Consider the following 26,126-nt stretch of genomic DNA (forward strand, 5'->3'; position numbering starts at 1 on the left):
CCCTAGACTCATGACTTCACCCAATAATTGAATACGACCCCGGAAGGCCGACTTCGGCATTACAGCGACAGTGCACCCTTGAGGGCCGCAGCCTTTACCACAGTTCCAAGCGGAGAGCGGGTACCCTTCAGTGCTCGTTCCGTCAGAAACTGCTGTTGGCTCTCCAGCGCGGAGATCTGGCGGTCATACATCTTTATCTGGGTTTCCCAGGCCGCAAAATCCGCTTTCATGTAGGCATCGGATACCTGGGTATTCGCCATTGTCTCGGTCATCCCACCTTCAGTGGATGTCAGATTCCGGATGTCCTTGATCTGGTCGAGCACGGAACGCATCTGCGGCAGCGTATCCTGAACAACAGCAATGGTTTCATTGTACTTTTTGTTTTCAATCATCTGGATCGCTGCACATATCTGCTTCTGCTGCGCAGCGATGTCCCCCTTGGGGTTCAGCTTCATCGCCGAAAGCAGATCGCCGATGCCACCGACAACCCCCAGACCGCATCGCTCAGCCACATTCCAATCCGCCTCAACAGGCGTCAACTTGATGCCACCGGGCATATTCGGAGACGCAATGATCTGCTGGAACTTGGCAAGCTTCTGCAGCCAGTTCTGAGTGGTCTCGTAGAAGCGTTGGTACTGGAGGCCATACTCGGCGAATGCCTCTGCCTGCGCCGCAAGGGTATGAACCTCCGTCATCGTGCCATTGAAGAGATTCATACCGATCTCGACAACTGGAAGTGTGTAGGCCTGAACCGGAACAGCCATCATTCCGGTCAGTGACAGCGCCAGCATCGTATTCCTGACGCGGTTGGTGGCACTCGATGTTTTTTTTATACGAATGGCGGCCATGTTCTTCTCCATGGAATTCAAGGAATTCGCGCTTTTCACACCGTCGGCTGCACTCATGCCGCCACCTCACTGTTGTTCGTTGACTTCCCCGAACCCTTCCGGTTCTTATAGAAGTCTTCCAGCCACTGTTCCGGCGTGAGCTCGTCCACGGCGATCCGGTTGCGGACTGCAGCGGTCTGCAACACCCGGTGCATGATGTCGATGTTGTCGGTCGAGGCCGAGATCACTGACAGGATGTCGTCCATGCCGCGCAGGTTGAGCTGGCACACGCTGGACGCGTGACCCTGCTTGACCAGGAAGCAGCGCGAGCGCTCGTCCAGGGCGGTAACCACCCTGAACTCGGCCTCGGTCAGCTTCAGGCCGTCCATGTAATCGCTCTTGCTGGCGTTCGGGTTGGGCAGAAGGATCAGCGTGGCGGTCTGTTCAATCAGCGCGGCGGAGATGTCACTCTTCAGTGCATCTTCCGGGCTCTGCGTTGCGAAGATGCCCAGACCGTTCTGCTTACGGATGGTCTTCTGCTTGTTCTTCGCGAATTCCTTCAGGCCACCCTCGCCGTCCAGGATCTTCCAGAATTCGTCCATCACGTAGATCAGCGGACGACCATCGATCAGCGACTCCAGGCGGTGCAGCAGGTAATTGATGACCGGCACGCGCACTTCGGGGTTGTCGATGATGTCGGTGTAGTCGAAGCCGATGATGTTGGCCTTGCTCAGATCAACGGTGTCGACCGGATTGTCGAAGACCCAGCCCAGCGAATTGCCCGAGGTCCAGCGGCGCATGCGCGCGTACAGCCCATCGTCGCCCATGTTGGGCAGGCTCTTCTGGAAGTTGGTCATGCTGCGCAGGTGCATCGGCGTATCGAGCATGCTTTCCACTGCGCGGTAGATGTCCTCTTCCTCGCGCGCACTGTACTCACGCTTGCCGGCCAGCACCTTGATCAGGTCGGCCAGGAACTGGACGTTGGCTTCATTGTTCTCGCACTGGAACGGGTTGAAGCCGGTTGGCGCACCGTTCTCCAGGGCCAGATAGTTACCACCGCAGGCGCGCACGAAAATCTCCGCACCACGGTCCTTGTCGAAGAAGAAGATGGTCGGTGACGGCTCGTACTTCTGAACCTGGCTGAGCAGGAAGTTGATCAGCGCGGTCTTACCGGTACCGGACTTACCAATCACCATGGTATTGGCGATCGCCTTCTCGCCCAGCGAGTTCTCTGACGGATGGGTCGCGTGGAAATTGAAGTAGTACGGCTGGCCGTTGGTGGTCTGCAGCGTGGTGACGCAATCGCCCCACGGGTTGTTGTGCTGCTTGCCGGTCGCGAAGTTATGCAGCGGCGACAGGCCCAGGAAGTTCAGCGAGCTGACATTGGCCAGGCGGGTGCGGTAGCGCCAGTTGGCCGGCAGCTGGGAGTAGAAAGATGAGGTAACCGCCAGATCTTCCTTGGTCGACACAAAACCGGCATTGGACAGCTCGGCGCGCGTCGTGGCCACGTTCTGCGACAGCTTGGCCTGGCTGTCGCCGTAGACTGCCATGATGAAGTGATACTCGCCGAGCACGAAATTACCCGACGAGAGCTGATCCATCGCCTGGTCCAGCTCGACGATCTGGCTGACTGCCTTGTCGCCGGAGGAGATCATCATGCCCTTGGTGCGGTCGAGCACCTTGAGCGCGTCCTGACGCCCCATCGGGCTGAACGAATGGGTGATGACGTACTCGTAGTCCAGGTACTTCAGGCCGTTGAGAATGCCCGGGTAAGTTCCCTCGGCATACTCCTTGATGTTCAGGATGGCGCCGAAGTGGTTGGCACCATTGGGGGTATTGATGACGAAGTCACCGGTCTTGGCCGAGAACATATGACGGCTGACCGGCAGGTAATCCTTGATTGGCGCCGACAGCACCGGCACCGGCTCGTCGATGCGATTGATCAGGTAACCGAACAGCTCCAGCGTTTCCGAGAACACCACGCCATTCTTGGCCTCGTACATGCCCAGGCGGTATGGCGCGTAGTCGCGGATCACGGCCTCGACGTTGCCGGCCAGTTCCATCAGCTTTTCGACTGCCTGCTCCTGCTCCGCGCGCAGCTTGTCCACGTTCGCCGACTTCTCGACGAAGCGCTTACCCGCCACCACGGGGCGATAGATCATGGTCAGGTACAGTTCGTTCTGCATGATGCGCTGCGAGGACAGCATGCCCATGTACTGGTCGGACACGTCCTGGTTGAAGCGCTGCTTGTAGTTGCTCTTGCCCTTCAGCGTGCGGCGACGACGGATGTCGTGCACCCAGAAGGCGACGTTGACGAAATCCGGCGCGCGCAGCGTCTGCAGCAGGCGGTTGAACGTGTTGTGGCGATGTTCGAGCTCCCACTCCTCGCGGCCGACGAACGGCAGCCCTTCCAGATGCCAGGTCAGCAGGTAATCGCCGCCCGTGGTCTTGACCACGTTCGGAGCGACATGCGACGACAACGGAATGAACTCACTGATGGAGGTGTCAGGGCTGAACATACGACTGCTTCCAAAGAGGTAGTGCCAAGGAGTTACAAAAGACCCGGCGGGCGCGGACGCCCGCCAGGCCGGATCCGGACCTCAATCCATTCGGGCCGGCTTGTCGCGGTAATGATTGGGGTTGAATACCCACATGCCATCGTGTTCCTGCACGTTGCGGACTTTCAGCTTGAACATCAGGCGCAGGCCCAACAGGCGGAAGATCATTTCGTCACGCTTGGCCATCTGCCGCATGATGAAGACCGCCACCGGAATGGTGAGCAGGAACCAGAAGTTCGTGTACATGCTGAGCAGCAGCAACCCACCTGCCACCATGAAAAATGGCAGGTAGGGGACGCCCAGGAACATCGCTGGGCGCGTGCAGCCGCGGAACACGACGTTCTTATGCACTGTAGTACTGAATCACGTGGTTGATCAGGTAGGAGGTGCTGGTGCCACCACCGCACTTGCCGTCGCTACCCTCGCCCAGCAGCATGCGCGCAATCTGGCCGGCGGCACCGATCAGCACGCCACCGATCAGGATCGGCGCGACGTCACCGATGCGCTTGTGCGCGAAGGCGATCTGGTAGCCGGCGAAGATCACCGCAATGGTCACGACGGCGATCGAGGCCATGTTCAGAAGGCCGTTGATGTTGGAGAAGAAACCGCAGACCTTCTTGTCGGTGCCGCCGAAGTCGGTGCCGGTTGCGAACACCTGCGGGGCGAACAGTGCGCCAACGAAGATCGTGGCCATCAGCAGGGTCTTCAGCGTGCGCTGGGCCTGGACGAGGTCGAGATTGGATCGCTTCATGGATTGATTTCCTTGTTGATGGACTAACACAACTGAATCGGCCAGCCGGGGGACTGGCCGCACCACGACTTCGTCAGAACACGAAGGCCGCATCCCCTGCGGGAATCTGCTGCACCGGTGCGGCCTGCACCGGCGCGTTGTACGAATTGTCGGTACCGGCCACAGGCTGGTTACGCTCGCTCCAGGGGCGCAACATCACCGGCCCTTCGTTGCCGACGCCAGCCGCACCCGGCAATTGCTGCGGCATGGCCATCGCCTGTGCGGGGCCCTGCTGCGGCATGCCGCCGGCCTGCTGCTGCGGATAGGCGCCCGCCTGGGCCGGCTGCGCCTGCGGCTGCATCATCCGATCCACCGAACCCAGTACCACCTTGGACAGCGCCTGGTCGGCGATGTTCAGCAGGCTGCCCCGCGCCATCGCCCCGGTGGACGGGTACACGACATAGGCGCGTGCGGGATCTTCCGACGGCACGTACACGGGGCCATTGGATTGAGCAACGATGCGCGCCTGCGCCGGCGAAACCAGCTGCGGGTGATGCTCGACCTTCACCGCGCGGCGCTCCCCCCGACTGACCACGTCGATCGGTGCGACACCATTGCCGGCAACCTGCTGGCCGCGGCGGATCGAGTCGTAGATCTTCTGCACGTAGCCGTGACGGAAGCCGGTTTCGAAGTTGCCCGAGTAGTAACAGCTGAACGACTTGCCCCAGTCACCACCGGAGCGCTTGTAGCACTCGGCGAGGATGCGCGAACCGGCCTGCAGGTTCGGGCACTGCTGGAAGGCCTTCTCGTAGGAATCCAGCCCGTATTTGCCCAGGTTGTAGCGATTGACCTGGGCCAGCCCGATCGAGAAGTTGTAGCCCTTCTCTTCCAGCATGCGCACCGTCGCCAGCGCTTCATCCAAGGCCTTGGGCTGGCGCACCAGTGCACCGCCGACCACGCCGATGGCGTAGGGATTGCGCGACGATTCGACGTTGATGACGTGCTGCATCACATCCATCGACACGGCCATCTCCGGGCACGCCATCATTTCCAGTCCTGGCAGCATCCCTCAGCCCTCCTGCCCCTGGGCACGCCCAGGATTGAAGTCGATGCCGGTGATGTAGCGCGAGCCGGCATGCGCCTTGATATGCACGACGATGTCGATGGTCATCATCAACAGCCGCTTGATCACGTTGAACTCCAGGCCCGAACCCTCGGCCGAAGCCTTCACCATCAGCGCCAGCTGGTCCCAGGTCTGCTCCGGGCTGCCGGCATGACAGCTGGTGATCGAGCCCGGGTGGCCGGACGCGCAGTTGCGGATGAAGTAGAACGCCTCGTCACCGCGCAGCTCGGCCAGGATGATGCGTTCGGGCTTCATGCGCAGGCAGGCTTCCATGCAGCTCTTTGCCGTGACATTGCTGGTGCTCTGCCCGCCCTTGGAATACAACAGGTGCACGACGTTGGGCTGGGTCAGGAACAGCTCGCGTGCGTCCTCGATGGTGACCAGGCGCTCGTTGTCCGGGATATGGTTGACCAGCGCCTTCATGAAGGTGGTCTTGCCGCTGCCGGTCGCGCCGGATACCACGATGTTCTTGCGGTACATCACCGCACGCCGGAAGAATTCGGCGTATTCGCGCGAATGGCGCAGCTCCAGCAGCTCGCGATCCTGCTCGCTGATGCTGCCATCAGATTCCAGGATCTGATTGAAGAAGCCGTCTTCGTGATACTGCGTGAGCGACTTGGTGTGCTTGGACGGCAGACGGATGGTGATCGACACCTTGCCAGCGTCACACGCGGGCGGAATGACGAACTGTGCACGCTGGCCGGTGGGGAACGTGAGCGACACGACCGGATCGGCATCGGTGATGCGCTGGCCGGTGTTGCTCTCGTTCACCACCGCCGTGCAGAACTGCCGGGCCCGCTCGAAGGTCAGGCTCGGCACGTCCACCCGCTGCCACCCCGCCCGGGTTTCCAGGTACAGCTCACCGGGACGGTTGATGCAGATTTCCGTCACTTCCGGGGAAGTCATGTACTCGGCGATGCCCAGCACTTCGTACTGATAGCGCAGGAAATCGCTGGAGACGAGGGCGAGGGGTGACACTTCGGCGTCCATGATCGTTCGTTGGGTTACCGGCGGGGGTGCAGCACGTTGGTGAAGTCGACGTCCTTTGCAACGTAGACGTTCACGATCGTGCCCTGGTTGATGGTGACGGTCGGCGGACGACGGTTGCTGCTGAGAGCCTCATTGGCCAGGCGCTCCATCGTGCGTGCGGTCGCACTCTCATAGGGCGACTGCACCGTCATGCCGTTGTTGGCGATGGTGGTCGTCTCCGGACCGTGTTCGGCGGCCGCGTACTTGAAGGCGTCGGAAATCAGGCTGATCATCAGCGCCGAGGCGATACGGCTGCCCCAGTGTGCGCTGTATTGGCCCGGATGACCGGCGCCACCCAGCTGATCCACGCCCGGGCTGGACATCGCAACGTCGATTCCGTTCGGAGTAGTGATGCGATCCCAGATCACTTCCACGCGCTTGCCTATCGGACCGCCGCCGTAGGCGCCATAGATCTTGGAGCCCTTCGGCAACAGCAGGTTGCGACCATTGATCGAGTACACAGGCTCGGTCAGCAGGCACGAGGTATAGCCAGCGAGATCGGTGATGATGCGGGTTTCCAGCACGCAACGCAGGTAGGTGCCACGCACCAGCAGCGCATCGGGGCTCTGGATGTAGGTCGCACTGGAGACGTCTTCCACGTCCGGCCCACGACGGATCTTCTGCTGCCCCTGCTGGTTGGGCATCATGTTCGCAAGGAGGGCTTGACGGGTCTGCTCGTCAATTGCACTGCGCTGAGGCTGTGCGCGGTTCCCTGCCGCAAGCGCAGCGTCATCCACACCTGCCATGCGGCGTTCAAGCAGCGTCGGCCCACGAGGCTCCGCTACTTCCGGACGGGAAGCGACGGGCACCAGTTTCGGGCCATCATCCTGCGGCATCGGCGGGAGCATGGGAATCGGTTCGGCGGCAGCCGGCGGCGCTTGGGGCGGAGGCGCAACGTCCGGCAGCGCCGGCGTGCTGGCACGTGCGACATCCGGCACCTTCTGCGCGGCGTCATCACCATCCTGGCCCTTGCGGAACAGCAGGAAGCCCATGGCCACAAGCAGCAGCACGATACCGCCGAGGAACAGCAGCGCCTTGCGGTTCAACCGCTGCTCTTCGGCAGAGCGCAGCTGCGGCGCGGCCGCATCCAGATCCGGCGCAGGCTCGGCCTGGGTCGTGCCGAAGTAGGGATTCGACGGCGCGTCCGCGGCACCCTGTGCGCCGTACGGGCTCTGGCTCTCGTCGCGTCCGTTGTTCGGGTCGTTTCCGGGAGTGTTCTGCTGGCTCATTTCTTCACGTTCCTTCGCAGGCCGACGACGAAGTCGCCGTGGCGGATGACCAGGTACGGGTGCGTCCCGTGCACGATCAGCGTATTGCCTTCAACCGTGGTGTTGACCACGAAGTCTTCACCGTATTCCGTTTCACGACCGAACACCGCCGGGAAGATGCCGGTCTTGTACTCCGGCGAATTCGGCAGTTTCAGGTAGGTGAAACGACCATCGTCGTAGGCGTTGACCGGGATCAGCCACCCCATCTTCTTCGCCTTGCTGGTCGAATAGGAGTAGTTGAAGTTGTACTGCCGGTCCTTGGCCAGTTCCGAGCTCAACAACGGCTTGGCCTCTTCTTCGACCGCTTCCTGGGCGACGCCGAACACCGTGTCATTGGGATAGACGAAGGCGATCTTGTACTGCACGCCCGCGCGGCGGGCCTGCTCCAGCTGGCGCCAGTCGGTGGCCACCACCTTCAGTTCGAAGATGTAGGAATGGGTCTCGGTGCGCACCATCATGTTGGTGTCGACGTCGACGTTCTTCGGCTTGAGGTAGAACACGTTCTCGCGGCGGGTCAGTTCCCAGCCGCTGCTGAAGCCGGTGCTGTAGTCGAGGATCTTCTCGTTCGGGCTCAACTCGATCTGGGTGGTCAGACCCAGGCCGGTTCGAACCGGATAGATGCGGTCCTTCTCGTACTCGTAGTGGTCAACCGCCTGCGCCATCGCCGCTGCTGAGAACAGCAACGACAACATCGACAGCAGCGCCAGCGCGCTTCCCCTGATATTTCGACTACTCATCGGTTGCTTGCTCCATCAGCAGTTCCGGTGGAATTGTTCTGCGCCGGCCTCATGGCCGGCTGTCCGGGCATGGCCTGCCCCGGCATTGCTTGCCCCTGCACCGGCTGACCCGGCATCGGTTGGCCCTGTACAGGCTGTCCCGGCATTGCCTGGCCCGGTACCTGACCGTTGGCTGGCACCGCGACCGGCTGGCCGGTGGCCGGGTCGATCATGGTGGCTGCGGCCGGATTGTTGGGATCGTAGGCGCCCTGCCCCTGCTGCGCCGCCTGAGCGGCCTGCTGCGCCTGCGCCTGCATGGCGCCGTCATCCGGTACCGGCACACCACGCGAGTAGTCGTTGTCGACGCGGTACTCGGTGACCTGGAACGCCAGCGGGTTGAGGATGCGATCCTGCTCGGACAACGCCAGGTTCTGGTTGTACTCGAAGCGCATCGTCACCAGCTGGTTGTCCAGGTAGGTAGAGACGCCGGTGCGCTTGTCCAGCAGGCTGCGCTGGATGCGCACCGAAGCGCCGCGGAAGCTGCCGTTCGGCTCGGCCCCCAGTGGCGTGATGCTGAGGATCTTGACCCGGATGGCGCGCTCGCGACCGTACATCACGAACGGGTTCTGCGGATTGTTGCCGGCATAGCGGACACGCATGGACTGCGCCACCGGATCGGTGGACATCACGAACACCAGTTCCCAGTCACGCAGCCCCATCACCGCCGAGTCGTACGATTCGCGCGCGAGCACGTACTGGGCGACGTTGCTGCGATTGATCGCTTCGTTGGTGGTGATCGTCTCGCCCTGGAACGTGCCACTCAGGCGCGCGACGGTCGCGGTACCCGTGTAGGCATCGGCCATCACCAGGAACGGCACCTTCTCCTTCAGCGGCAGCATGTAGTAGTAGCCCCCCGCCAGCGCGAGCGACATCAGCAACGAGCCCGTGGCGACCCACCACGCGCGCCGCTCGCTGCGGCGCGCCATGTCGGCCACGGTGATCTCGTAGCTGACCGCCTTGGCGACCGACTGCTCGACCTTGGGACTATTGCCGGGATCCTTCTTGCGGAACATGGATTCTTCCGTACTGCTGAAACATCAATGGGCGTGGCACCCCTGCGACAGGCGCGGGGAGCGGCACGTTCGATGATTTCGAGGTGGACTCAGGTGCCGCTGTTGGAATCAGCGCCCTGCGCCGACGCGGTCGGCGTCGAGCCAGCGCTCTGCACAAGGATCTGGTTGCCGACAATGGAGACGGAGATGCCCTGCGCCGCATAGGCTGCGGTCAGATCGATCACGGCCTGCTGTGCGTTGGTGGTGTCGATGTTCGAGACCGCGCCATACAGGGTGAAATCCGAGCTGAGGCGGTAGTCCAGCGTGCGCCCGGAATCCTTGGCCCAACGCTCGAGCATGGCTTTGAGCGTGCCATCCATCGGCGAGGCCTGGTAGACGTAGCTGGAGTACAGCGGAATTTCGGTCGTCGTCGCAGCAAAGCGGTTGACCGGCTTCCAGCGGCCTCCGAAATCCGGAGCGGACTTGGTGGCGCAACCGGCCACCATCAGCGCCGCCACTGCGGCGATGGACATTTTCGCGATAAACGCCTGATTCATACGGGCTTCACTTTGACGTACGAAAAAGCAGTCCCGAGCATTGGTCCCCTGGTCGTCCGGCGCTGCATCGCGCACGCCGGAATCGGAGGGACACGCTGTGTGCAGCGCACCCACTCCGGCTCCCCTGCAGCCCAAAGGCTGCCAACCAGGTCGCGGGGCCATCGGCGCAGCCGACAACACATCCGCATACCTCACCAACGTCGAAACCATCCTTGTTTCCATGGCACAAACTCCTGGCCACCCTGCTGCTACATCTTTGACATCCAGCACACACTTCTGGACGACAGACACAGGGTCGCACAACCACGCGTCAATTCCATGTCAGACAAGTCTGAAAATCCATGAACAAATGCCAAATTCTTGACCGAAATCACGAATTCACATTCTTAACTTCGAATCAAATTCACAAATTAAGCGTCGTGAATTAGACGTTCAGCATCGGAACATCCACCTTCGGCAGCAGCCTCGAGGTGAAGTAGCGGTCCTTGTAGTAGCGGATCTTGTCGCACTTCACCGGATGCGGTATGCCCTCATACAGGAACACCTCCATGTCCGGCCCCATCGCCTTCAGCTCCTGCGGCAGCATCAGCGCGCGCCGTTCCTCGGTGAAGTTGTGGGTCTTCTCGCGGGCATGGGTGACGTTCTTCTTGCGCACCGTGGTGTAGCCCAGCATGTCCGAATAGTCATTGGCATCCTGCTGCTCACGCGGCGCGTACAGGATCTGCAGGGCATGGTTGGTGATGATGGTGCGTGACACTTCCCGGCCGTAGGTGGCGTCGAGCTGGGACATGCTCTGGATGATCGGCAGCAGGCGGATGTTGTAGCCGGCCATGTAGGACACCGCCGAGGCGATGATCTCGACTTTGCCGATCGAGGTGAATTCGTCCATCAGCAGCAGGCACTGGTACTTCAGGTCCGGGTTGGACTTGGGCAGTTCCTTGGTGTTGAGGTTGATCAGCTGGCTGAAGAACAGGTTGATGATCAGCCGGCTCTCGGCCAGCTTGTTCGGTTGGATGCCGATATAGATGGTCATCTTCTTCTTGCGGACATCGGTCAGCAGGAAGTCGTTGCAGCTGGTGGCCTTGTCCAGCACCGGATTGATCCAGGGATTGAGCGGTTCCTTGAAGGTGCCCAGGATTGAGGCGAAAGTCTCGTCAGCCTGGGACAGCATGTTGGCGAATGCCGAACGTGCGTTGGCGCTGAGGAACGGCCGCTCCGACAGGGTCTTGAGGTACTTCTTCAGGTCGGTGCCGTCGCCGGAGGACAGACGGTACACCGCACCGAGCGTGGGCGTGCCGGCGCCGCCCGGGAAACCGCTGCTGCGCTCATCGTCCCAGTTCTCGAACAGGTACAGGGTGAAGGCCATGAACGCGTTGCGCGCCTGGCTGACCCAGAATTTCTGGTCCTCGGCCCCGTCCGGATACAGCATCGCGGCGATGCTCATCAGGTCCGAGACGCGGAAGGCCGGATCATCGGAGACGTAGCTGAGCGGGTTCCAGCGGTGCGTGCGCCGGTCCTCGGCGAAGGGATTGAACAGATAGATTTCCTGGCCCTGGCTGGCGCGCCAGCCACTGGTCAGGTCGAAGTTCTCCTGCTTGATGTCCAGCACCACCAGCGATTCGCCGTACTCCAGCAGGTTCGGGATGACCACGCCCACACCCTTGCCCGAGCGGGTCGGCGCGGCCAGGATCACGAACTGCTGGCCATCCAGGCGCACCAGCTTGCCGCCATGGCTGCCGACCACGATGCTCTGGCCGGTCTTCTTGAACATGCCGTGCTTGGCCAGGTCGGCGCCGGTGGCGAAGCGCGCATCGCCGTGCAGCGAGCGCTTGTCCTTCTTCAGCAGCAGCACCAGGCCGGCCACCAGCAGCACCAGCAGGGGCAGGCCGAAGCCCACGTAGCCAGCCCATTTGATCTTGCCCACGAAGGGCGCGACCTGCGGTTGGCCGATGGCGTGGACGTACTGGTAGTAGGTGTTCCAGGTGAACAGCTGGGTGTCCAGCCCCAGGAACAGCAGGGTCAGATAGCCGGAAAACACGAAACCGAGCAGCAGGGTCGCCAGCGTGATGATGGCGATGAGCAGATACTTCTTACTGGGCAACACCCGAATCCTCCATGATGCGCACGCGGCGCGACGGCCTAGCGGTGGCGCCAGCGCGACGCCTTCTTCCGCAGGTGGTTCTCGTTTTCCAGCCCGGGCTCCTCGCCCTCTTCACGCATCAGTTGCAGCAAGCGTTGGCGCGCTTCGGCCAGTGATATCAGGTCGGTCAGACGATCCCCATCGTCGGCGACGACCGCATGGCCGACCACATCGCCGGGAGCGTACACCGGCTCGTGGGACACCGCTACCAGCTGATAGCGCCCACGGGTTTCCAGCACATGCCTGAATTCCTGCATCTCACTCCTCCTTGTCGGGGCAACACTGCGTCCCCTGCCTCGCCATCATGCCCGTGGCAGCGTCATGGGCGCATCCACAACCGCTGCGGCTCTTGCGCGAAACTGTGCGCGGATATCCAAGGAGACTGCAATGGACTGGGTAGCACTTGCCCGTACGCTGGCCACCGAGGCCCACGCGGGGCAGTTCGACAAGGCCGGCCAGCCTTATATCGGCCATGTGGCGCGGGTGGCGGCCGCCGTGCGCGGCGACGATGACGCCGAAGTGGTGGCCTGGCTGCATGACGTGGCCGAGGACTGCCCGGCGTTTGCCGCGCGGATCGAGGTATTTCCAGCGCCGCTGCGCGAGGCGGTGCAACTGCTCAACCGCGATGCAGCTCCTGACGCGGACAGCTACTACGCGCGCATTGCCGCCCACCCGCTTGCATTGAAAGTGAAGCGCGCCGATCTGGATGACAACGCCGATCCACAGCGGCTGGCGATGCTGGACGGGACCACGGCAGGGCGCCTTCGCGACAAATACGCTCATGCCCGGGCGGCGCTGGGCATCTGAGCCCGCCGCGAGGCGGCGCGGAGGGCCGGCGTGTCACCGATCAAACGCTGATTTACCCTGAGTGCTGCTGCTCCTGTTGCAGTGCAGCAGTACAATGGACGGCTCCCCCGCCCCATCGCGCCTCCGCATGAGCCCCAACTCTTCCCTGGCTGCGCGTCTGACGCCCCGCCAGCGCACCCTGATCATCCTCGCCCTGTCGCTGGGTGGATTTGCCATCGGCACCAGCGAATTCGCCAGCATGGGGCTGATGCTGGAGATCAGCCGCGGCCTGTCGATTTCCGAAACCCAGGTCGGGCACCTGATCAGCGCCTACGCCATCGGCGTGGTGGTCGGTGCCCCGATCCTCGCCTTCGTGGGTGCCAGCTTCCCGCGCCGCAAGCTGCTGTTGGCGCTGATGGGCTTCTACGCGATCGGCAACCTGGCCAGCGCGCTGGCACCGAATTACGGCACGATGCTGGTGGCACGCTTCGTCGCCGGCCTGCCGCATGGCGCCTACTTCGGCGTTGCGATGCTGGTGGCCGCTGCGATCAGCCCTGCCGGCCAGCGCGGCCAGGCGATGTCGCGGGTGCTGCTGGGCCTGTCGATCGCGATCCTGGTCGGCAATCCGTTGACCACCTGGCTGGGCCAGCAGTTGAGCTGGCGCACCGCCTTTGCCCTGGTCAGCGTGCTGGCCATTGCCACGGTGGCGATGATCGCGCGCTTCCTGCTGCCGGACCCGGACGAAGTGCGTACCTCGCCGATGCGCGAACTGCGCGCCTTCAACACTCCCCAGGTGTGGCTGGCGCTGGCGATCGGTGCGGTCGGCTTCGCCGGCATGTTCTGCGTGTTCACCTACCTCGCACCCACCCTCGTGCAGGTCACCGGCGTGGCCGAATCGTGGATGCCGCTGGCAGTGGGCGTGTTCGGCATCGGCGCGATCATCGGCAACATCGCCGGTGGCTGGCTGGTGGACAGGTTCCATTTCAAGGCCGCCGCCGTGGTGCTGCTGTGGTCGATCGTGATGCTGCTGCTGTATCCGCTGGCCGCACAGTCGGTGTGGACCATCGGCCCGATGATCATCACGGTCGGCACCATGGGTGCGCTGGCGGCGGTGCTGCAGACGCGCCTGATGGACGTGGCCGGCGAAGCGCAGACGCTGGCGGCGGCCTCCAATCACGCCGCCTTCAATACCGCCAACGCACTCGGCCCGTGGCTGGGCGGCATGGCGATCAGCGCCGGCTTCAGCCCGGCCAGTACCGGCTATGTCGGTGCAGCCACCGCGATCGGCGGCCTGCTGCTGTGGTGCGTGGCGGTGATGCTGGACAGGAAGCGCAAGACCGTCGCCGCCGGCAACCACTGAAGAACGGACGACCGCATCCACAGGTCAACCGTTCGACTGAGCCGGCTTCGTCGCGCTCCTGACGCGCGATGAACACATTTCGTGGATGTGCATTTGGGCACAGTGCAGCCGACGCCGTTTCCTCGGCCTGCACCGGACCCGCAATGCACCACCCTCGCGCCCCTGCCCGCCACGATGCCATCGCCTTGCAGGCCGGCATGCTGGGCAGCGTGCTGGGGGTGGCGTTGTCCAAGGCCATTGCCTTGTCCGCGTTGGCAGCCGGTTCGATGATGGGGATCGGGCTGTGGGTGGTGGCCTGTGCACTGCTGGCTGCGTGGGCGCTCGCAGCCTATCTCGCCTGCCTGGCGCTGAGCCGTCGTGTGTTCGTGCTGATGGTGGCGCTGTGCATGGTGCTGATGATCTGCATCGCCTGACCCAGCAGGGGCCGGACTATCGCGCATTTGTTACAGAATAACAAGTGCAACGGGTCCGATTGTGCATGCCCGGCGTCACGGATTTGAATTCCATGGCCATCCTGGCATTACCCGAGGCCATCCCATGAACCTGCAGCCTTCATTCCACGCCACCCTCACTGCCATCGCTCTGGCGTCGCTCAGCGCCTGCGCCACCTACGACGACAGTGCCATGCATCCGGCCTGCCAGGAGCCACCCCATCTGAAGGATCTGCCACGCGAGGTCGCTGCCCGCGAGAGCCGTTGCACCAAGGATGTGGAAGTGTGGTCGAGCGAGCGCGGCGGCAGTGACAAGCCGCTGGACCTGAGCGGAAAGAAAAAGGATCTCTGAAATGGAGCGCTGCCGGTTGCCGCGGCTGTCTTGATCATGTCCATGCACCTGGCTGACTGGCCCATCACAACCGGCGCGCGACGATGAGGTCTCCCCACCCTGTCGAGATTCAGATGCCGGACACTGCCCACCCTGTCATTCGCGCGTTCGAGGCCGTGTTCGATCTGTCAGGGGGCGTGCAGCGCATCACCGCGCTCACGGTCACTTGCCGGCATTGCACATCGACCAGTTCGGCCAGTGAGGACAATCTGGTGCACTTGCCAGGTGGAGCATTGTTCCGCTGCGACGGGTGCGGCTGCCATCAACCGGTCAGCCATGCCCGGCTGTCGGACTGGCAACCGGCGTCGTTGCTGGGTATCTGAGGACCGCGACGTGGTAATGACTGTGGAACAGCGGAAAATACTCCAGGCCATCGCCGCTGCAGAACCGGTGCGCGGTGATGCCGCAACGTGGGCGGTGACCGCCGGATGGGCTGTACAGGCAGAGGACGGGGATATCGATCTCACCGAGGCTGGCCGGGATGCGCTCACCGCGCAGGCAGGTCGTGAGGGCTAGACCCGCCGCTCAGGCCAGCGTCGCCTCCCTTCGCGCTGCGTCGCGATAGCGGCAACCTGCGGAACAATGGGTGCATCCCTGCCACGTCGGCGGCGAAGTGGCGAGGCCTTTCATGTCGGCGGTGTGCAGAGCGTCATGACATGCGCTCGGCTATGCTGCGCCACCTTCCTGCGCCAATGGCGGCCATGCATCCTTTTCCCCTGCCAGTCTCTGCACCTGATCAGCTCGCCTACCGACTGCTGCAGGACAGTGACTGGGCCCGCTCGGCCACTGCCGCAAGCGCACCCGCCGAACTTCGCACGTTACTGGCGATGATCCTGGATTCGCCAGAACCCCTGTGGCTTGCCTGGGGCAAGGAAGACAAGGCGTTCTTCTTCAATGATGCGTACCTGCCCATGCTGGGGGAAAAACTGCACGGCGCGATGGGCAATCGCCTGGAGGATGTCTGGGCGGACGTATGGCCGAACGTGGTGCAGGCCGTCAACGATGCCTTCGCCGGCACCAGCCGCAGCTTCAAGAACCTCCCGTTGATGATGGATCGCGACGGCACGCTGCGTGAAACATTCTGGACGTTCTCCTATTCGCCGCTGCGCGTCGGCTGCGGCAGCGTGGCCGGCATCCTGTGCGTGGTCAGCGAACAGACCGAACGGGTGATCGAGCGCGACCTGCACAGCCGCCAGGTCGCGGCGATCACCGAGCAGGCGCGGGAGGCCCATCTGGAACTGGTGCGCGCCCGCGAGCAGCTGCGGCAGTCGCAGAAGCTGGAGGCGATCGGCCAGCTCACCGGCGGGGTGGCCCACGACTTCAACAACCTGCTGCAGGTCATCACCGGTTCGGTAGACATGCTCCTGCACACGTGGCCGGCAGACGACACCCGGCGCCGCTACATCCAGGCCATTGCAACAGCGTCGGACCGCGCCACCAAGCTGACCGCGCAACTGCTTGCATTCTCGCGTCGCCAGAGCCTGTCGCCGGAGGTCTTCGACCTCTGCGAAAGCGTGCACGCGCTCTCGGATATCATCACCACGGTACTTGGCGCGCGCATCCAGGTGTCGTTGACATTGCCCGATACACCGATGCCGGTACTGCTGGACCGGACCCAGCTGGACACCGCATTGATCAACATCGCGGTCAATGCCCGCGACGCGATCGAGGGACACGGCCGGGTGACCATCGAAGTGGAACGGGTAACCGCCGTGCCTTCGGTGCGCTTCGCCGCGCCGATGAAGGGCGACTTTGCCGCGATCAGTGTGACCGACACCGGAGCGGGCATCGACCCTGCGGTGGTTGACCGCATTTTCGAGCCCTTCTTCACCACCAAGAGCGTGGGCGCCGGGACCGGGCTCGGTCTCAGCCAGGTATTCGGCTTCGTCAAGCAGTCAGAAGGTGAGGTGGACGTGCAGAGCCAGGCCGGCGCCGGTACCCGCTTTACGCTGTACCTGCCGCTGGCGCAGGCAGGAGAAACGACGGAACGGCCGGCGGCGCAATCGGGGCTGCAGCATGGGCATGGCGTCTGCGTGCTGGTGGTGGAAGACAACGTCGACGTGGCCGAATTTGCGGTGGGCGCCCTGCGCGAACTCGACTACAGCGTGGTCCTTGCACGCAATGCGGACGAGGCCCTGGCCGAGCTGGAACGGGATGCCGCGCGCTTCCATGTGGTGTTCAGCGACGTGGTAATGCCGGGCATGAACGGCCTGGATCTGGCCCGTGCCATCCGCGCCCGCTTTCCGGAGCTTCCGGTGATCCTCACCAGCGGCTACAGCGAATTGCTGGCGCGGGATCCTGGCCATGGCTTCACCCTGCTGCGCAAGCCGTACTCATTGAAGCAGCTGGCCTCGGTGATGACCGAGACCGCGCGGCGCGCGCTGGCTGTGGTGGCATCCCCCTAGCGCGCCGTTCACCACGGCAAACCGAACCAGCGTTCCAGCGAAGACTCCAGCCCCGACGTGTCGCGGCCAGCATCGCAGGCCCAGGCCACAATACCGTCAGGGCGGACCAGCAACGCACCCAGTCCCATCGCATCGCGCGCCGTGGATATCACGCAGGTAACGGAGGGTTGCCAGCGCGCAAAGATCGGGCCGAGTGAAACGCCGGTATCTAGCCCCAGCAGCACGCCCTTCCCTGCGCGCAGCAGCTCCCCCATGCGATCGCCATTGGCCAGCTGGACGTCAGGCACGCTTTGGCCAACCCACGGATGCTCGCCGTTGAACACCGGTGGTTGTGCCACGCCCCACAACCGCTCAGCGAGATAGGTGGCGCCGTCGCGGGTCGCGGCCAGGTCGGCGAAGACCGCCGCCAGCGCGCGCTGCCCTGGGCCTGGTCGCATCAACGCCACCTGCGCACGCGACCAGTCGAGCACCCGCGCGCCGATCGGATGGCGCTCCGCCTGATAGCTGTCCAGCAGCGTCTCGGCGGCGTCGCCTCGCGCCACGGCGGCCAGCTTCCACCCCAGGTTCATCGCATCGCCGATGCCGAGATTCAGGCCCTGCCCTCCCAGCGGCGAATGCATGTGCGCCGCATCACCAGCCAACAGCACGCGGCCGCTGCGATAGGCCGTGGCCTGGCGCGCGGCATCGGTCCATGTGGTGGCCAGATGCAACGCGGTGATCGTTGCCTGGCGCCCGGACACCCGCCGCAGCAACGCCTGGGCGGCGTGCAGGTCCAGTGGCCCGCGGTGGCCTGCGCCACCGTCGAAATCGGCCAGCGCCAGCACGCCCGGCGGGTTGAAATTGCACATGCCGTATTCGGTGAACTGACGCCCCGGGGTGAGCACCGACGGATCGGCCAGTTCAACCTGCAGCGTGTACCCGGTGAACTCGGGCGCCGTCCCTGCGAACTCGAAGCCGGAGTGCTTGCGTACCGTGCTGCGGGCGCCATCGCAACCGACCAGCCATCGGCCCCGCATCAGCCCGCGACCGGTCTGCACCTGCATCTGTGCGTCGTGTGCCTGCACTGCCTGCACCGAACAGCCACGCTCGATCTGCACACCCAGCGACACTGCGCGCTCGGCCAGCACCGTCTCCAGCGACTGCAGCTCCACCGCCATCTGGGTGGGTACCGGGGTCGGCAGGCGATCACGCCAGCGCCCGCTGTCCACGTCATCCAGCGCGAACGGAATGCCGGCGAAGTGGCCTCCCAGCGGCCGCGGTTGTGCCAACCAATGGGCGGTGCCGGGCGGCGGTGCGCCCTTGTCCGGCTTCAGCACCTGGCGGGCTGCGACCGCGTCCAGCAGGCCGCGCCGATCCAGCGCTTCCAACGTGGGCGCGTTCAAGCCGCGCAGGCCAAATGGCAGGCGCTTCAGGGCTGAATCGGGCGACTCAGCCTGCTCCAGCAGCAGGACCGAACAGCCGGCCTGGGCCAGCTCGCAGGACAGGAACAAGCCGACCGGGCCGGCCCCGGCAATGACAACGTCGTACAGCATCAGGTTCCCCCCTGCGCCGGCCCGGCGCTCTGGTGCGCACAATGTTACACTCGGTGTACGTTTACACAAGCCAACCACCATGACCCCGCCCCAAGGCCGTCGCGAGCAACGCAAGGCACAGACCCGACAGGCAATTTCCGATGTCGCCACCGCGCTGATCATCCGGCGTGGCTTCGAGGCGGTGTCGATGTCCGAGATCGCCGAGGCCGCCGGAGTCTCGCGCAAGACGGTCTTCAACTATTTCGCCAGCAAGGAGGACCTGGTATTCGACCGCGACGAGGAGGCGCGGGCGTTGCTGCGCGAGGGCATGGCGGCGCGCCGCGGCATGACGCCGCTGGCCGCCTTCCAGTCGCTGGTGAGGGAGCTGCTCGACAGCGGCCACCCCCTGTTGCGGATCAACCCCGGTGCGGCGACCTTCTGGGCCACGGTGGCCGGCAGCCCAGCATTGGTGGCACACGCACGACGGCTGCAGGCACAGCTGGCCGACGACCTCACGCAGTTGATGGCAAGCGCGGTCGGGCGGCCAGCGGATGATGCCGAGGCACGCCTGGGTGCGGCGATGCTGCTGGCGTCGATGGTGGCGGCCTATCAGGGAGGACTGGCCAGCCAGCAGGAGGGTGAGGATCCGCGCCAGGCGATGCTGCAGCTGATCGTGCGCGGCGGGACCGGCGTGCTGGTGGCCCTGGCCGGCACTCCGTATACCGACCCGGGCCCGCGTCCATAGTGCATCCGGGAGATAGGCCTCGAAGCGCTGCAAATGCTAATCTTTCTCATTTGCAGCCCAGCCTCGTCCCTCATGCCCCTCCCAACCCCGCTCAAGCACGCCCTCTGCCTGGCGCTGCCTCTTGCCCTGGCTACACCTGCACTGGCTTCCGAGACCTCCGCTGACGCCCCGAAGGACCTGGACAAAGTGGAAGTCCGTGGCCGCGCGCAGACCCTGTATCGCACCAACGATGCGGCCGTCGGCACCCGCACCGATACCCCGCTGGAACTGGTACCGCAGTCGATCCAGGTCGTGCCGCGCGAGCTGATCGACGACCAGGCGGCGCGCCAGGTCACCGATCTTTACCGCAGCATCAGCGGCATCAGCTTCTTCAGCTATGCCGGCGTCACGCTGCGCGGTTTCCGCCAGGAGAACGTGCTCTACGACGGTCTGCGCGGCGATCCGTATGCAGGCTTCTCGGTGCCGCAGCTGTTCAACATCGAACGCGTGGAAGTGCTGAAGGGCCCGGCCGGTGCGCTGTACGGCGGTGGTGATGCGGGCGGCATCATCAACTATGTGACGCGCAAGCCCAAGGCGCGCGCCGAACACCGCATCGAGCTGCAGGCAGGCGACAAGGACTTCCGCGCCGGGTCGATCGAAGGCACCGGCCCGCTGAATGCCAGCGGCAGCATTCGCTATCGCGCCGGCCTCTATGCCGACAGCGAGCAGGGCGTACGCTGGAATTCCGACAGCGAAAGCGTGATCGGCGATACATCGCTGGCCTTCGACGTTGGCCAGACCGGCGAACTGGTGCTGCAGTTCACCGACATCACCCAGAACCTGGGCGGCAACCGCCTGCGCGGTGTGCCAGTGAACGATGCCGGCACCTTCCTGACCGACCGGCGATGGAACCACAACGAGGCCAGTGATTTCCTCGACATGCGCGCCAGGGTTGCATTGGCGCAGTATCGCTTCGCACCGCTCGATACGCTGGACGTGGACATTGCTGCGCGCTGGTTCAGCAACAACGAGCACCAGATGTACCACGAGCCGATGGGGCTGATTGATCGTGACCGCGACGGCGTGGCCGAGTGGATGACGCGCCAGCTGCGCAACCAGATCCGCGACAACGAGGCCTTCACCGCCAGCGGCAATGCCGTATGGCGGATCAATACCGGCCGCGTCGAACACAAGGTGCTGTTCGGCGCCGACATGTACCAGCTCGACGCCGACTTCACGGCGCAGACCGCCAACAGTGCCGACCTGGCACGCGGCACCGGCCCGGTGCGCGGCATCGACCTGTTCAACCCGGTCTATGGCGCGAGCACCTGGCATGACTACAACCTGGCCGCCCTGCCCTGGCGCAGCACCGCCACCCGCAGCAAGCGCTACGGCGGCTATCTGCAGGATGAGCTGGCGCTGGGCACGCGCTGGCACGTGTTGGCCGGACTGCGCTGGGATGGCTTCAAGGATGAGGACCGCATGGGTGGCGGCAGCGTGGATGGCAACGATCTCAGCTGGCGCCTGGGCAGTACCTTTACCGTCCGGGACGGCGTGAACCTGTATGCCAACATCGCCAGCGGCTTCGTGCCGCAGAGTGCCACCAACCAGAACCCGGCGGCCGGCGGACCGTTCGACGCGGAGCGCAGCAGGCAATGGGAAGTCGGCCTGAAGTCCCTGCTGGCCGACCGTGTGACCCTGAACATGGCGGCCTACCGCATCGACCGCAGCAACATCGTGCAGGCCACCGGCGAGGTGATCGGCGGGGTAAACCAACTCGCTGCACTGGGCCTGGTACGCAGCACGGGCATGGAACTGGACCTGCTGGCCGACGTGACCGAGCGCTGGGTGGTGAACCTGACCTACGCCTACAACGACGCACGGGTGAAGGACGCCGGACCGAACGGCATCACCAATGCCTCCGGCGACCGCTTCGCAAATGCGCCACGCAACAAGCTCGGCCTGTGGACGCGCTACGACCTGCCGTCGATCAACTCGGCCATCGGCTTCGGCGCCGACCACGTGGGCGAGCGTGTCAGCCTGGATGGGCAGACGGTCAAGGCTTACACGGTATTCGACATGAGCTGGAAGACCACGTGGAAGCAGTGGCAGTTCCAGGCCAACGTCAAGAATCTGTTCGACAAGGTGTACGCAGCCAGTGGCTTCATCGAACGCAACGGGCATTTCCCGGGCGAGCCGCGGCGGGTGTATGTGCAGGCGGCCTACCGCTTCTGAGAAGGCCTTCCGGCAGAGCCGGGCGCCCGCTCGGCTCTGCTGCGTAACCTCAGCCCACCCGCATCGCAGGGTTGTCACGCGCGTGGACGTCGTTGTCCTGCTGGCGCTGCATGGCCGCCTGCTGTCGCTCCAGGCTGGCGGCTTCGATCTGCCGCAACGAGTGTTCGACCGGCGTCTGCACTGCCGTGTCCGTAGGCATGACGGCTCGCAGATGCGCGGGATCGCTCATCTCGCCCTGCACCACGAACACGTTGCGGCCGGCCGGATGCTCGGCGGTCTGCGCGCTCAGCAGGACATGGTCCGCCCGTTCAAGCTGGTTGCGACGGGCCAATGCCATCACGCTCGCCACCAAGCGCTCGCTGTTCTCATCGTGGGTACGTCCCGCGCTGGCATCGATCGCGGCCACGCCTTCGCGCACCTGCTGCATCAGTGCGTAGTCGCGGTGGCCCGGACCAATGTCGGCCAGGCGGGTCGGTGCCTGCGAGGGATCCGGCACGTCGTCCACGGCTGCGGTCAGCGGGCTGCGGGTGATGGTCCGGTACGGGTCGTCCGGGTGGAACTGGGTGCGTTTTTCCTGGCGCTCCAGACGGACCTCGCGCGTGTCGTTGAGTTCGGCGATGCGTGCGGGGTCGGTGATCTCCCGCATCGAGATGTGGCCGCCGCCCGCGCTGACACTGGCCCACTTCCTGTCCGCTTCGAAGTACATCGCGTAGTAGCTGTTGCCACCGATGACGTTCGGATCGACTGCTGAGCGGCCCTCCAGCGCCTGGGTGGCTTCCAGCACGCTCAACCGGGTGAGGTACTGGCCGCCCTTCACCCATCCCATCTGGCTGACGGCATCGACACTGGTGTTGCCTACGCGCGGGCCTCCGGCGTAGTCATTGTTGAGCATGTTGGTCCAGATCTGTTCCAGCTTCTCGGGGCCGCTCTTCTGCTCAGCCGCTTGCAGCAACACGCGCGGCGTCCAGCAGTTAGGATCAAGTTCATGCCGTTCAAATGCCCGGTCGTGAGCCAGCATTACATCCTTGCCGGGGAGATTCAGTGCCAGGTCTGGACGGCGCTCGTTCATCCACTGCTGCCGCAACTCAAGATCTCTTTCGAGCAGGGTCTGCCCAAAGGACTCCCATTGCCGCTCCGTCAACTGTGCATTTGAAAACCGGGATCCCTCGTCCTGCTGGGTCTTTGCGTAGCTTTGTGCATACGCGTTCGCGACGCGTCCCGGCAGGCTGTCATTGCGTACAACACCCAGTGCCAGTGTCCCGTATCCATCGGCTCCCGGCAGTTGCGACAGGTAGTTCCAGTAAAGCTCGCGGTTGCCGTCTCTGGCATAGCTGCCAAGGACGCTCAGATCGCGTTCTGTCAATCCACTCATACCCTGCCCCTTCTCTTCCTTGAATCACCGATCACTTGGACCGGGTGCGCGCGATGACGTCCCTGACGGCCTCTTCCATGCGCTTCCAGTCTTTCAGAAACGCTCTCTTGTAGTCCAGGCTGACGGACAGCTTGTTGTCGATGTCCACGAAGTAATGAACGCAGCCCGCGGCCACTTCCCCTGGCTCACTGATCACCTCGCGCCCCTCCAGCCGCACGCCGTCGCCTCGGAATTCCTCGCCGTCACATTTGATGAATGAGCTGATCCGGCCGTCGCTCTGACGTGCGATGTACCAGTCTCTTTCGTAGGCGGGATTGCGCACAGGCGGCTTCCCGTACCGCGCCGCATACTTCTTCGCGTACACCACCATCTTCGCTTCATCGATTGCATGGGGCGTCAGGCCCAAGGTTTCCGGCTGCGCAACGCGTTGATCGAGACGGTCCCTGGGATCCTCCCTTTCCACAGAGCCCTCCTCCGTGATGGCTTCATTTGACGACAGCCTTGAAAGCAGTGTTTCAACGGGAACGCGATCAACATAGTTGATCCGGATGGGAATCTCCTTCCGGAAATCATTCGTACGCGGATTGGCCCGCGCACCCGGCGCCGTCGGCGTCATGTCCGGCCACTCGATGACCAGCGTCACGCCCTCGCCCGGCCACGGTGCGATCTGGCTGTCCAGGTAGTTGGCCGGGATGCGGAAAGTGTTCGGCCCCAGCTTCACGTCCACGGGGGCATCGGTATAGGTGTGACCGTTGATCGTGCGGCCGGTCTGCGTTGCGCCGGACATGGCGGAATTCCTTTCGTGTTCGGTGGACGGCGGCCGCGCACACGCGCCGGCACTCACCGCGACGGCAAGTGCAAGCGTCAGGCAACGGCTCGGGGACATCACGTGCATGGGCATTCCATTGCAGGGTTCCAGCGCCACTATAAGGAGCCGGGCGTCAACGGAACAGGAGCCGCATCGCAGCCCTTCATGGAACCAGGCAGCGCTCTACCTGCAGTGACAGCACTTGGCAGGCGTTGAACAGGCCCTCGATCACGGCTGCCGAGGGACAGCAGGCGGGATCGTCGCTCTCCCGCGCCACATGCGCAGCGTGCAGCACCGCAGTCAACGCCGTGATGCCCGAAATGCTTCGGGTCGCCAGGGCCATGTCGAAGGCGCGGCCGGGGCTCAGGCACATTTCACTCCAGGCCTCGCCATCGGCACGCAGGTTCCTGCCGTGGCCTTTCAGGTGTGCAAAGAATGCCGATGGGGTGACGAACTCGGCGGATTCGCGGAGCGCGTCCTCCAGCGTTTCGGCCAAGGCAGCGGGAAGATCAAGTACAGCGGCACCCAGCAGCGCGTGCAGGCGGGGATGGTCGGGAAGACGTTCGGGTATGACGGCAACCTCACGTTGTGGCCACCTGCAGATGCAAGGTGGCGGACGGTGCGGGTTGGCGTGCCGGATACATGATGCAAGAAGCCGGCGGATCGAGAGATCCCCACGCACCGTCCGCCATGAACTGACAGGCGATGCATTGTCACGGTTGCAACTCTGGCTGCAACCGTGACGCCGCGCATCATGTAAGTTCGGGACGCCAATCCCGGCCAGGGCGAGTGCCTTGGCGCGGCGATGATGGGCGCACTCCATCGCCGATGCAAAGTAGGAAAAGTCCGCGCTGACGCGCTCATGCGCCGGTTGCGTCAGGGGATGGCGAACCGCCCACCGACTGACGCGCTTCGTTGGTACATCGCGCCTGCCTGCGCGTGCGACCCAACGATCACTTCGAGCCGAACACGACATACCGGCCATGGCGGTCGCGCAGAAAGTCGCAATACGCACGGCCTGCCCTTCCAGCTCGAACACCATCGGCCCGCACTGCAGACACACCGGAAACACTTGCATGGAAGCGCCCACAGATATATTCGAGCGCGAGATCAGACCACAACGGAATGTGCGCACCGCGCCATTTTCATACGAGATCCGCGAGCTGATGACTATAGTCGCCGACCTCAATGGATCAGGAGCTCATCATGGAATTCACTTCCTGGCGCAACATCCTTGTTGCCGCTGGTATAGCTGTCGCACTTTCCGTGGCCGCCTACAACGATCATCATCGTCATGCGCTTACTGATGGCGCTGAAGGGCGCGATGCGGTGGGCCTCGTCACCGAGGTGCATTGGGATGAGAAGAGGGGCAGAAAGAGCAACTTCGTCCTGAATGTCGAGTTCGAAACTGAAGACGGCCAATCACGCGTTGAGAAGATCGCGGTCTCCAACGACCTTGGTAATCGGATGCGTGCCACCGACGAGGCGGAGGAAATTGATATCCGCTACAACGCCAAAGACCCGTCCGTGGCGATGGCCATTGGCGAAGCGGACAACTCCCTGCTGTTGTTGTGGCTGGCAATCGCCTCCGGGCTGGTCACCCTGGCACTGCTGGCCACCCGGGTGGTGCAGGGCCGGAAAGCGCAGCCGGCCTGACCCATCATCCATTGCGAGCGCATGCAGCATGCGCTCGCGTAGCGGAGCGAGTGCAACGCTCCTCAGCTTTCAGCTATCGCCTTGGGTGCTCTGATAGCCGCGGTAGGTCTCGCCCCACTCGCGCATGGCCAGCAGCACCGGCACCAGCGTGCGACCGAACTCGGACAGCTCGTATTCCACCTTTGGCGGCACTTCCGGATACACGTGGCGGATCACCACGCCATCGGCTTCCAGTTCACGGAGCTGGCTGGTGAGCATGGACTGGGTGGCGTTGGGCACCCGCCGGGTCAATTCCATGAATCGTCGCTTGCGGGTCATCAGGTGAAACAGAATGATCGGCTTCCACACGCCACCGATCACGGACAGCGTGACCTCCACCGCACACCCGCTCTTGCCATCCCAACGCCTGCTACGCATGCATACTCCGGAAAACCATAGTACCTACGG

Annotated in this window: 26 protein-coding genes and 1 pseudogene; 10 read left to right on the forward strand and 17 right to left on the reverse strand. The window is 63.7% G+C overall.

Annotated features, from left to right (window positions below; genetic code table 11):
- Positions 1-59: 59 nt before the first annotated feature.
- The 12 genes and pseudogenes from ACM0PY_RS00110 to ACM0PY_RS00165 all read right to left on the reverse strand — a co-directional run bounded on the left by ACM0PY_RS00110 (position 60) and on the right by ACM0PY_RS00165 (position 12,257).
- Entirely contained in the window at positions 60-905 is an 846-nt protein-coding gene (locus ACM0PY_RS00110; RefSeq protein ID WP_180883957.1) for a hypothetical protein, read from the reverse strand.
- Positions 902-3,346, reverse strand: coding sequence for a VirB4 family type IV secretion/conjugal transfer ATPase (locus ACM0PY_RS00115; protein ID WP_180895419.1), 2,445 nt, complete (start codon positions 3,344-3,346; stop codon positions 902-904). Before ACM0PY_RS00115 ends, ACM0PY_RS00110 begins: the two co-directional genes overlap by 4 nt.
- An 81-nt stretch (positions 3,347-3,427) precedes the next feature.
- Entirely contained in the window at positions 3,428-3,736 is a 309-nt protein-coding gene (locus ACM0PY_RS00120) for a VirB3 family type IV secretion system protein (protein WP_019660289.1), read from the reverse strand.
- Complete coding sequence (locus ACM0PY_RS00125; RefSeq protein ID WP_046431329.1) at positions 3,729-4,136, reverse strand: TrbC/VirB2 family protein; 408 nt, start codon at positions 4,134-4,136, stop codon at positions 3,729-3,731. The genes ACM0PY_RS00120 and ACM0PY_RS00125 overlap by 8 nt, the downstream gene beginning before the upstream one ends.
- 567 nt (positions 4,137-4,703) lie before the next feature.
- Positions 4,704-5,181 (reverse strand): annotated as a pseudogene (locus tag ACM0PY_RS00130) (lytic transglycosylase domain-containing protein); the annotation flags it as partial.
- 3 nt (positions 5,182-5,184) lie between these two features.
- Positions 5,185-6,228 (reverse strand): P-type DNA transfer ATPase VirB11, encoded by a 1,044-nt coding sequence (virB11, locus tag ACM0PY_RS00135; RefSeq protein WP_021202793.1) that lies wholly within the window; start codon positions 6,226-6,228, stop codon positions 5,185-5,187.
- A gap of 14 nt (positions 6,229-6,242) precedes the next feature.
- A complete protein-coding gene (locus tag ACM0PY_RS00140) occupies positions 6,243-7,496 on the reverse strand; it encodes a TrbI/VirB10 family protein (RefSeq protein WP_180883952.1) in 1,254 nt (417 codons plus the stop codon).
- Positions 7,493-8,272, reverse strand: coding sequence for a TrbG/VirB9 family P-type conjugative transfer protein (locus tag ACM0PY_RS00145; protein ID WP_014037652.1), 780 nt, complete (start codon positions 8,270-8,272; stop codon positions 7,493-7,495). The genes ACM0PY_RS00140 and ACM0PY_RS00145 overlap by 4 nt, the downstream gene beginning before the upstream one ends.
- Positions 8,269-9,324: a VirB8 family type IV secretion system protein gene (locus ACM0PY_RS00150; protein WP_111127294.1), complete on the reverse strand. Its 1,056-nt coding sequence runs from the start codon at positions 9,322-9,324 to the stop codon at positions 8,269-8,271. The genes ACM0PY_RS00145 and ACM0PY_RS00150 overlap by 4 nt, the downstream gene beginning before the upstream one ends.
- Before the next feature lie 89 nt (positions 9,325-9,413).
- Entirely contained in the window at positions 9,414-9,860 is a 447-nt protein-coding gene (locus ACM0PY_RS00155; protein WP_180883991.1) for a hypothetical protein, read from the reverse strand.
- A 424-nt stretch (positions 9,861-10,284) separates the two neighbouring features.
- The gene (locus ACM0PY_RS00160; RefSeq protein ID WP_061480696.1) at positions 10,285-11,964 is read right to left on the reverse strand and encodes a type IV secretory system conjugative DNA transfer family protein; all 1,680 of its coding nucleotides are present in this window, start codon (positions 11,962-11,964) and stop codon (positions 10,285-10,287) included.
- Between the two features lie 35 nt (positions 11,965-11,999).
- Positions 12,000-12,257 (reverse strand): hypothetical protein, encoded by a 258-nt coding sequence (locus tag ACM0PY_RS00165; RefSeq protein ID WP_414609385.1) that lies wholly within the window; start codon positions 12,255-12,257, stop codon positions 12,000-12,002.
- Positions 12,258-12,387: 130 nt separating this feature from the next.
- On the opposite strand from ACM0PY_RS00165, the gene ACM0PY_RS00170 reads away from it, so the two are divergent.
- From ACM0PY_RS00170 to ACM0PY_RS00200, 7 genes are all read left to right on the forward strand, one after another.
- On the forward strand, positions 12,388-12,807 hold the full coding sequence (locus tag ACM0PY_RS00170; RefSeq protein WP_005417250.1) for an HD domain-containing protein: 420 nt from the start codon (positions 12,388-12,390) through the stop codon (positions 12,805-12,807).
- A gap of 127 nt (positions 12,808-12,934) precedes the next feature.
- A complete protein-coding gene (locus ACM0PY_RS00175) occupies positions 12,935-14,146 on the forward strand; it encodes an MFS transporter (protein WP_180883950.1) in 1,212 nt (403 codons plus the stop codon).
- Positions 14,147-14,289: 143 nt separating this feature from the next.
- Entirely contained in the window at positions 14,290-14,559 is a 270-nt protein-coding gene (locus ACM0PY_RS00180; RefSeq protein WP_072168098.1) for a hypothetical protein, read from the forward strand.
- 124 nt (positions 14,560-14,683) lie between these two features.
- On the forward strand, positions 14,684-14,929 hold the full coding sequence (locus ACM0PY_RS00185) for a hypothetical protein (protein ID WP_414609384.1): 246 nt from the start codon (positions 14,684-14,686) through the stop codon (positions 14,927-14,929).
- Positions 14,930-15,042: 113 nt separating this feature from the next.
- A complete protein-coding gene (locus ACM0PY_RS00190) occupies positions 15,043-15,291 on the forward strand; it encodes a hypothetical protein (RefSeq protein WP_005417258.1) in 249 nt (82 codons plus the stop codon).
- 16 nt (positions 15,292-15,307) lie between these two features.
- The gene (locus tag ACM0PY_RS00195; protein ID WP_005417260.1) at positions 15,308-15,484 is read left to right on the forward strand and encodes a hypothetical protein; all 177 of its coding nucleotides are present in this window, start codon (positions 15,308-15,310) and stop codon (positions 15,482-15,484) included.
- Positions 15,485-15,669: 185 nt separating this feature from the next.
- Positions 15,670-17,373: an ATP-binding protein gene (locus tag ACM0PY_RS00200; RefSeq protein WP_180883947.1), complete on the forward strand. Its 1,704-nt coding sequence runs from the start codon at positions 15,670-15,672 to the stop codon at positions 17,371-17,373.
- Between the two features lie 8 nt (positions 17,374-17,381).
- On the opposite strand, the gene ACM0PY_RS00205 is transcribed toward ACM0PY_RS00200, so the two are convergent.
- A complete protein-coding gene (locus tag ACM0PY_RS00205) occupies positions 17,382-18,905 on the reverse strand; it encodes an FAD-dependent monooxygenase (protein ID WP_180883945.1) in 1,524 nt (507 codons plus the stop codon).
- A gap of 79 nt (positions 18,906-18,984) precedes the next feature.
- Here ACM0PY_RS00205 and ACM0PY_RS00210 point away from each other — a divergent pair, with 79 nt between their 5' ends.
- Positions 18,985-19,629, forward strand: a complete 645-nt coding sequence (locus ACM0PY_RS00210; RefSeq protein WP_134970666.1) for a TetR/AcrR family transcriptional regulator — start codon at positions 18,985-18,987, stop codon at positions 19,627-19,629.
- 72 nt (positions 19,630-19,701) lie between these two features.
- A complete protein-coding gene (locus tag ACM0PY_RS00215; protein ID WP_180883943.1) occupies positions 19,702-21,843 on the forward strand; it encodes a TonB-dependent siderophore receptor in 2,142 nt (713 codons plus the stop codon).
- A gap of 49 nt (positions 21,844-21,892) precedes the next feature.
- Here ACM0PY_RS00215 and ACM0PY_RS00220 read toward each other — a convergent pair whose 3' ends face one another.
- The 3 genes from ACM0PY_RS00220 to ACM0PY_RS00230 all read right to left on the reverse strand — a co-directional run bounded on the left by ACM0PY_RS00220 (position 21,893) and on the right by ACM0PY_RS00230 (position 24,519).
- Entirely contained in the window at positions 21,893-23,215 is a 1,323-nt protein-coding gene (locus ACM0PY_RS00220) for a Smlt3024 family type IV secretion system effector (protein WP_180883942.1), read from the reverse strand.
- 31 nt (positions 23,216-23,246) lie between these two features.
- Positions 23,247-24,110, reverse strand: a complete 864-nt coding sequence (locus ACM0PY_RS00225; RefSeq protein ID WP_180883940.1) for a Smlt3025 familytype IV secretion system inhibitor — start codon at positions 24,108-24,110, stop codon at positions 23,247-23,249.
- Between the two features lie 76 nt (positions 24,111-24,186).
- On the reverse strand, positions 24,187-24,519 hold the full coding sequence (locus ACM0PY_RS00230; protein WP_495493226.1) for a hypothetical protein: 333 nt from the start codon (positions 24,517-24,519) through the stop codon (positions 24,187-24,189).
- A 710-nt stretch (positions 24,520-25,229) separates the two neighbouring features.
- On the opposite strand from ACM0PY_RS00230, the gene ACM0PY_RS00235 reads away from it, so the two are divergent.
- Positions 25,230-25,679: a DUF3592 domain-containing protein gene (locus tag ACM0PY_RS00235; RefSeq protein WP_180883939.1), complete on the forward strand. Its 450-nt coding sequence runs from the start codon at positions 25,230-25,232 to the stop codon at positions 25,677-25,679.
- A 69-nt stretch (positions 25,680-25,748) separates the two neighbouring features.
- Here the strand turns inward: ACM0PY_RS00235 and ACM0PY_RS00240 are convergent, their stop codons facing one another.
- Positions 25,749-26,096 carry a winged helix-turn-helix transcriptional regulator gene (locus ACM0PY_RS00240; protein ID WP_072168105.1) on the reverse strand — a complete coding sequence of 116 codons (348 nt, stop codon included), beginning with the start codon at positions 26,094-26,096 and terminating at the stop codon, positions 25,749-25,751.
- Positions 26,097-26,126: the final 30 nt, after the last annotated feature.

It is taken from the genome of Stenotrophomonas sp. BR163 (assembly GCF_047520985.2).
GTDB classification, from domain to species: domain Bacteria; phylum Pseudomonadota; class Gammaproteobacteria; order Xanthomonadales; family Xanthomonadaceae; genus Stenotrophomonas; species Stenotrophomonas sepilia.

What these genes read in the sequence shown, in the direction of transcription:
- ACM0PY_RS00235 (WP_180883939.1), top strand. Translation starts at nt 25,230, where the DNA reads ATGGAATTCACTTCCTGGCGCAACATCCTTGTTGCCGCTGGTATAGCT.
- ACM0PY_RS00180 (WP_072168098.1), top strand. Translation starts at nt 14,290, where the DNA reads ATGCACCACCCTCGCGCCCCTGCCCGCCACGATGCCATCGCCTTGCAG.
- ACM0PY_RS00195 (WP_005417260.1), top strand. Translation starts at nt 15,308, where the DNA reads ATGACTGTGGAACAGCGGAAAATACTCCAGGCCATCGCCGCTGCAGAA.
- ACM0PY_RS00145 (WP_014037652.1), bottom strand. Translation starts at nt 8,272, where the DNA reads ATGAGTAGTCGAAATATCAGGGGAAGCGCGCTGGCGCTGCTGTCGATG.
- ACM0PY_RS00140 (WP_180883952.1), bottom strand. Translation starts at nt 7,496, where the DNA reads ATGAGCCAGCAGAACACTCCCGGAAACGACCCGAACAACGGACGCGAC.
- ACM0PY_RS00190 (WP_005417258.1), top strand. Translation starts at nt 15,043, where the DNA reads ATGCCGGACACTGCCCACCCTGTCATTCGCGCGTTCGAGGCCGTGTTC.
- ACM0PY_RS00215 (WP_180883943.1), top strand. Translation starts at nt 19,702, where the DNA reads ATGCCCCTCCCAACCCCGCTCAAGCACGCCCTCTGCCTGGCGCTGCCT.
- ACM0PY_RS00175 (WP_180883950.1), top strand. Translation starts at nt 12,935, where the DNA reads ATGAGCCCCAACTCTTCCCTGGCTGCGCGTCTGACGCCCCGCCAGCGC.
- virB11 (WP_021202793.1), bottom strand. Translation starts at nt 6,228, where the DNA reads ATGGACGCCGAAGTGTCACCCCTCGCCCTCGTCTCCAGCGATTTCCTG.
- ACM0PY_RS00225 (WP_180883940.1), bottom strand. Translation starts at nt 24,110, where the DNA reads ATGCACGTGATGTCCCCGAGCCGTTGCCTGACGCTTGCACTTGCCGTC.
- ACM0PY_RS00200 (WP_180883947.1), top strand. Translation starts at nt 15,670, where the DNA reads ATGCATCCTTTTCCCCTGCCAGTCTCTGCACCTGATCAGCTCGCCTAC.
- ACM0PY_RS00205 (WP_180883945.1), bottom strand. Translation starts at nt 18,905, where the DNA reads ATGCTGTACGACGTTGTCATTGCCGGGGCCGGCCCGGTCGGCTTGTTC.
- ACM0PY_RS00115 (WP_180895419.1), bottom strand. Translation starts at nt 3,346, where the DNA reads ATGTTCAGCCCTGACACCTCCATCAGTGAGTTCATTCCGTTGTCGTCG.
- ACM0PY_RS00185 (WP_414609384.1), top strand. Translation starts at nt 14,684, where the DNA reads ATGAACCTGCAGCCTTCATTCCACGCCACCCTCACTGCCATCGCTCTG.
- ACM0PY_RS00170 (WP_005417250.1), top strand. Translation starts at nt 12,388, where the DNA reads ATGGACTGGGTAGCACTTGCCCGTACGCTGGCCACCGAGGCCCACGCG.
- ACM0PY_RS00110 (WP_180883957.1), bottom strand. Translation starts at nt 905, where the DNA reads ATGAGTGCAGCCGACGGTGTGAAAAGCGCGAATTCCTTGAATTCCATG.
- ACM0PY_RS00165 (WP_414609385.1), bottom strand. Translation starts at nt 12,257, where the DNA reads ATGCAGGAATTCAGGCATGTGCTGGAAACCCGTGGGCGCTATCAGCTG.
- ACM0PY_RS00210 (WP_134970666.1), top strand. Translation starts at nt 18,985, where the DNA reads ATGACCCCGCCCCAAGGCCGTCGCGAGCAACGCAAGGCACAGACCCGA.
- ACM0PY_RS00125 (WP_046431329.1), bottom strand. Translation starts at nt 4,136, where the DNA reads ATGAAGCGATCCAATCTCGACCTCGTCCAGGCCCAGCGCACGCTGAAG.
- ACM0PY_RS00155 (WP_180883991.1), bottom strand. Translation starts at nt 9,860, where the DNA reads ATGAATCAGGCGTTTATCGCGAAAATGTCCATCGCCGCAGTGGCGGCG.
- ACM0PY_RS00220 (WP_180883942.1), bottom strand. Translation starts at nt 23,215, where the DNA reads ATGAGTGGATTGACAGAACGCGATCTGAGCGTCCTTGGCAGCTATGCC.
- ACM0PY_RS00240 (WP_072168105.1), bottom strand. Translation starts at nt 26,096, where the DNA reads ATGCGTAGCAGGCGTTGGGATGGCAAGAGCGGGTGTGCGGTGGAGGTC.
- ACM0PY_RS00150 (WP_111127294.1), bottom strand. Translation starts at nt 9,324, where the DNA reads ATGTTCCGCAAGAAGGATCCCGGCAATAGTCCCAAGGTCGAGCAGTCG.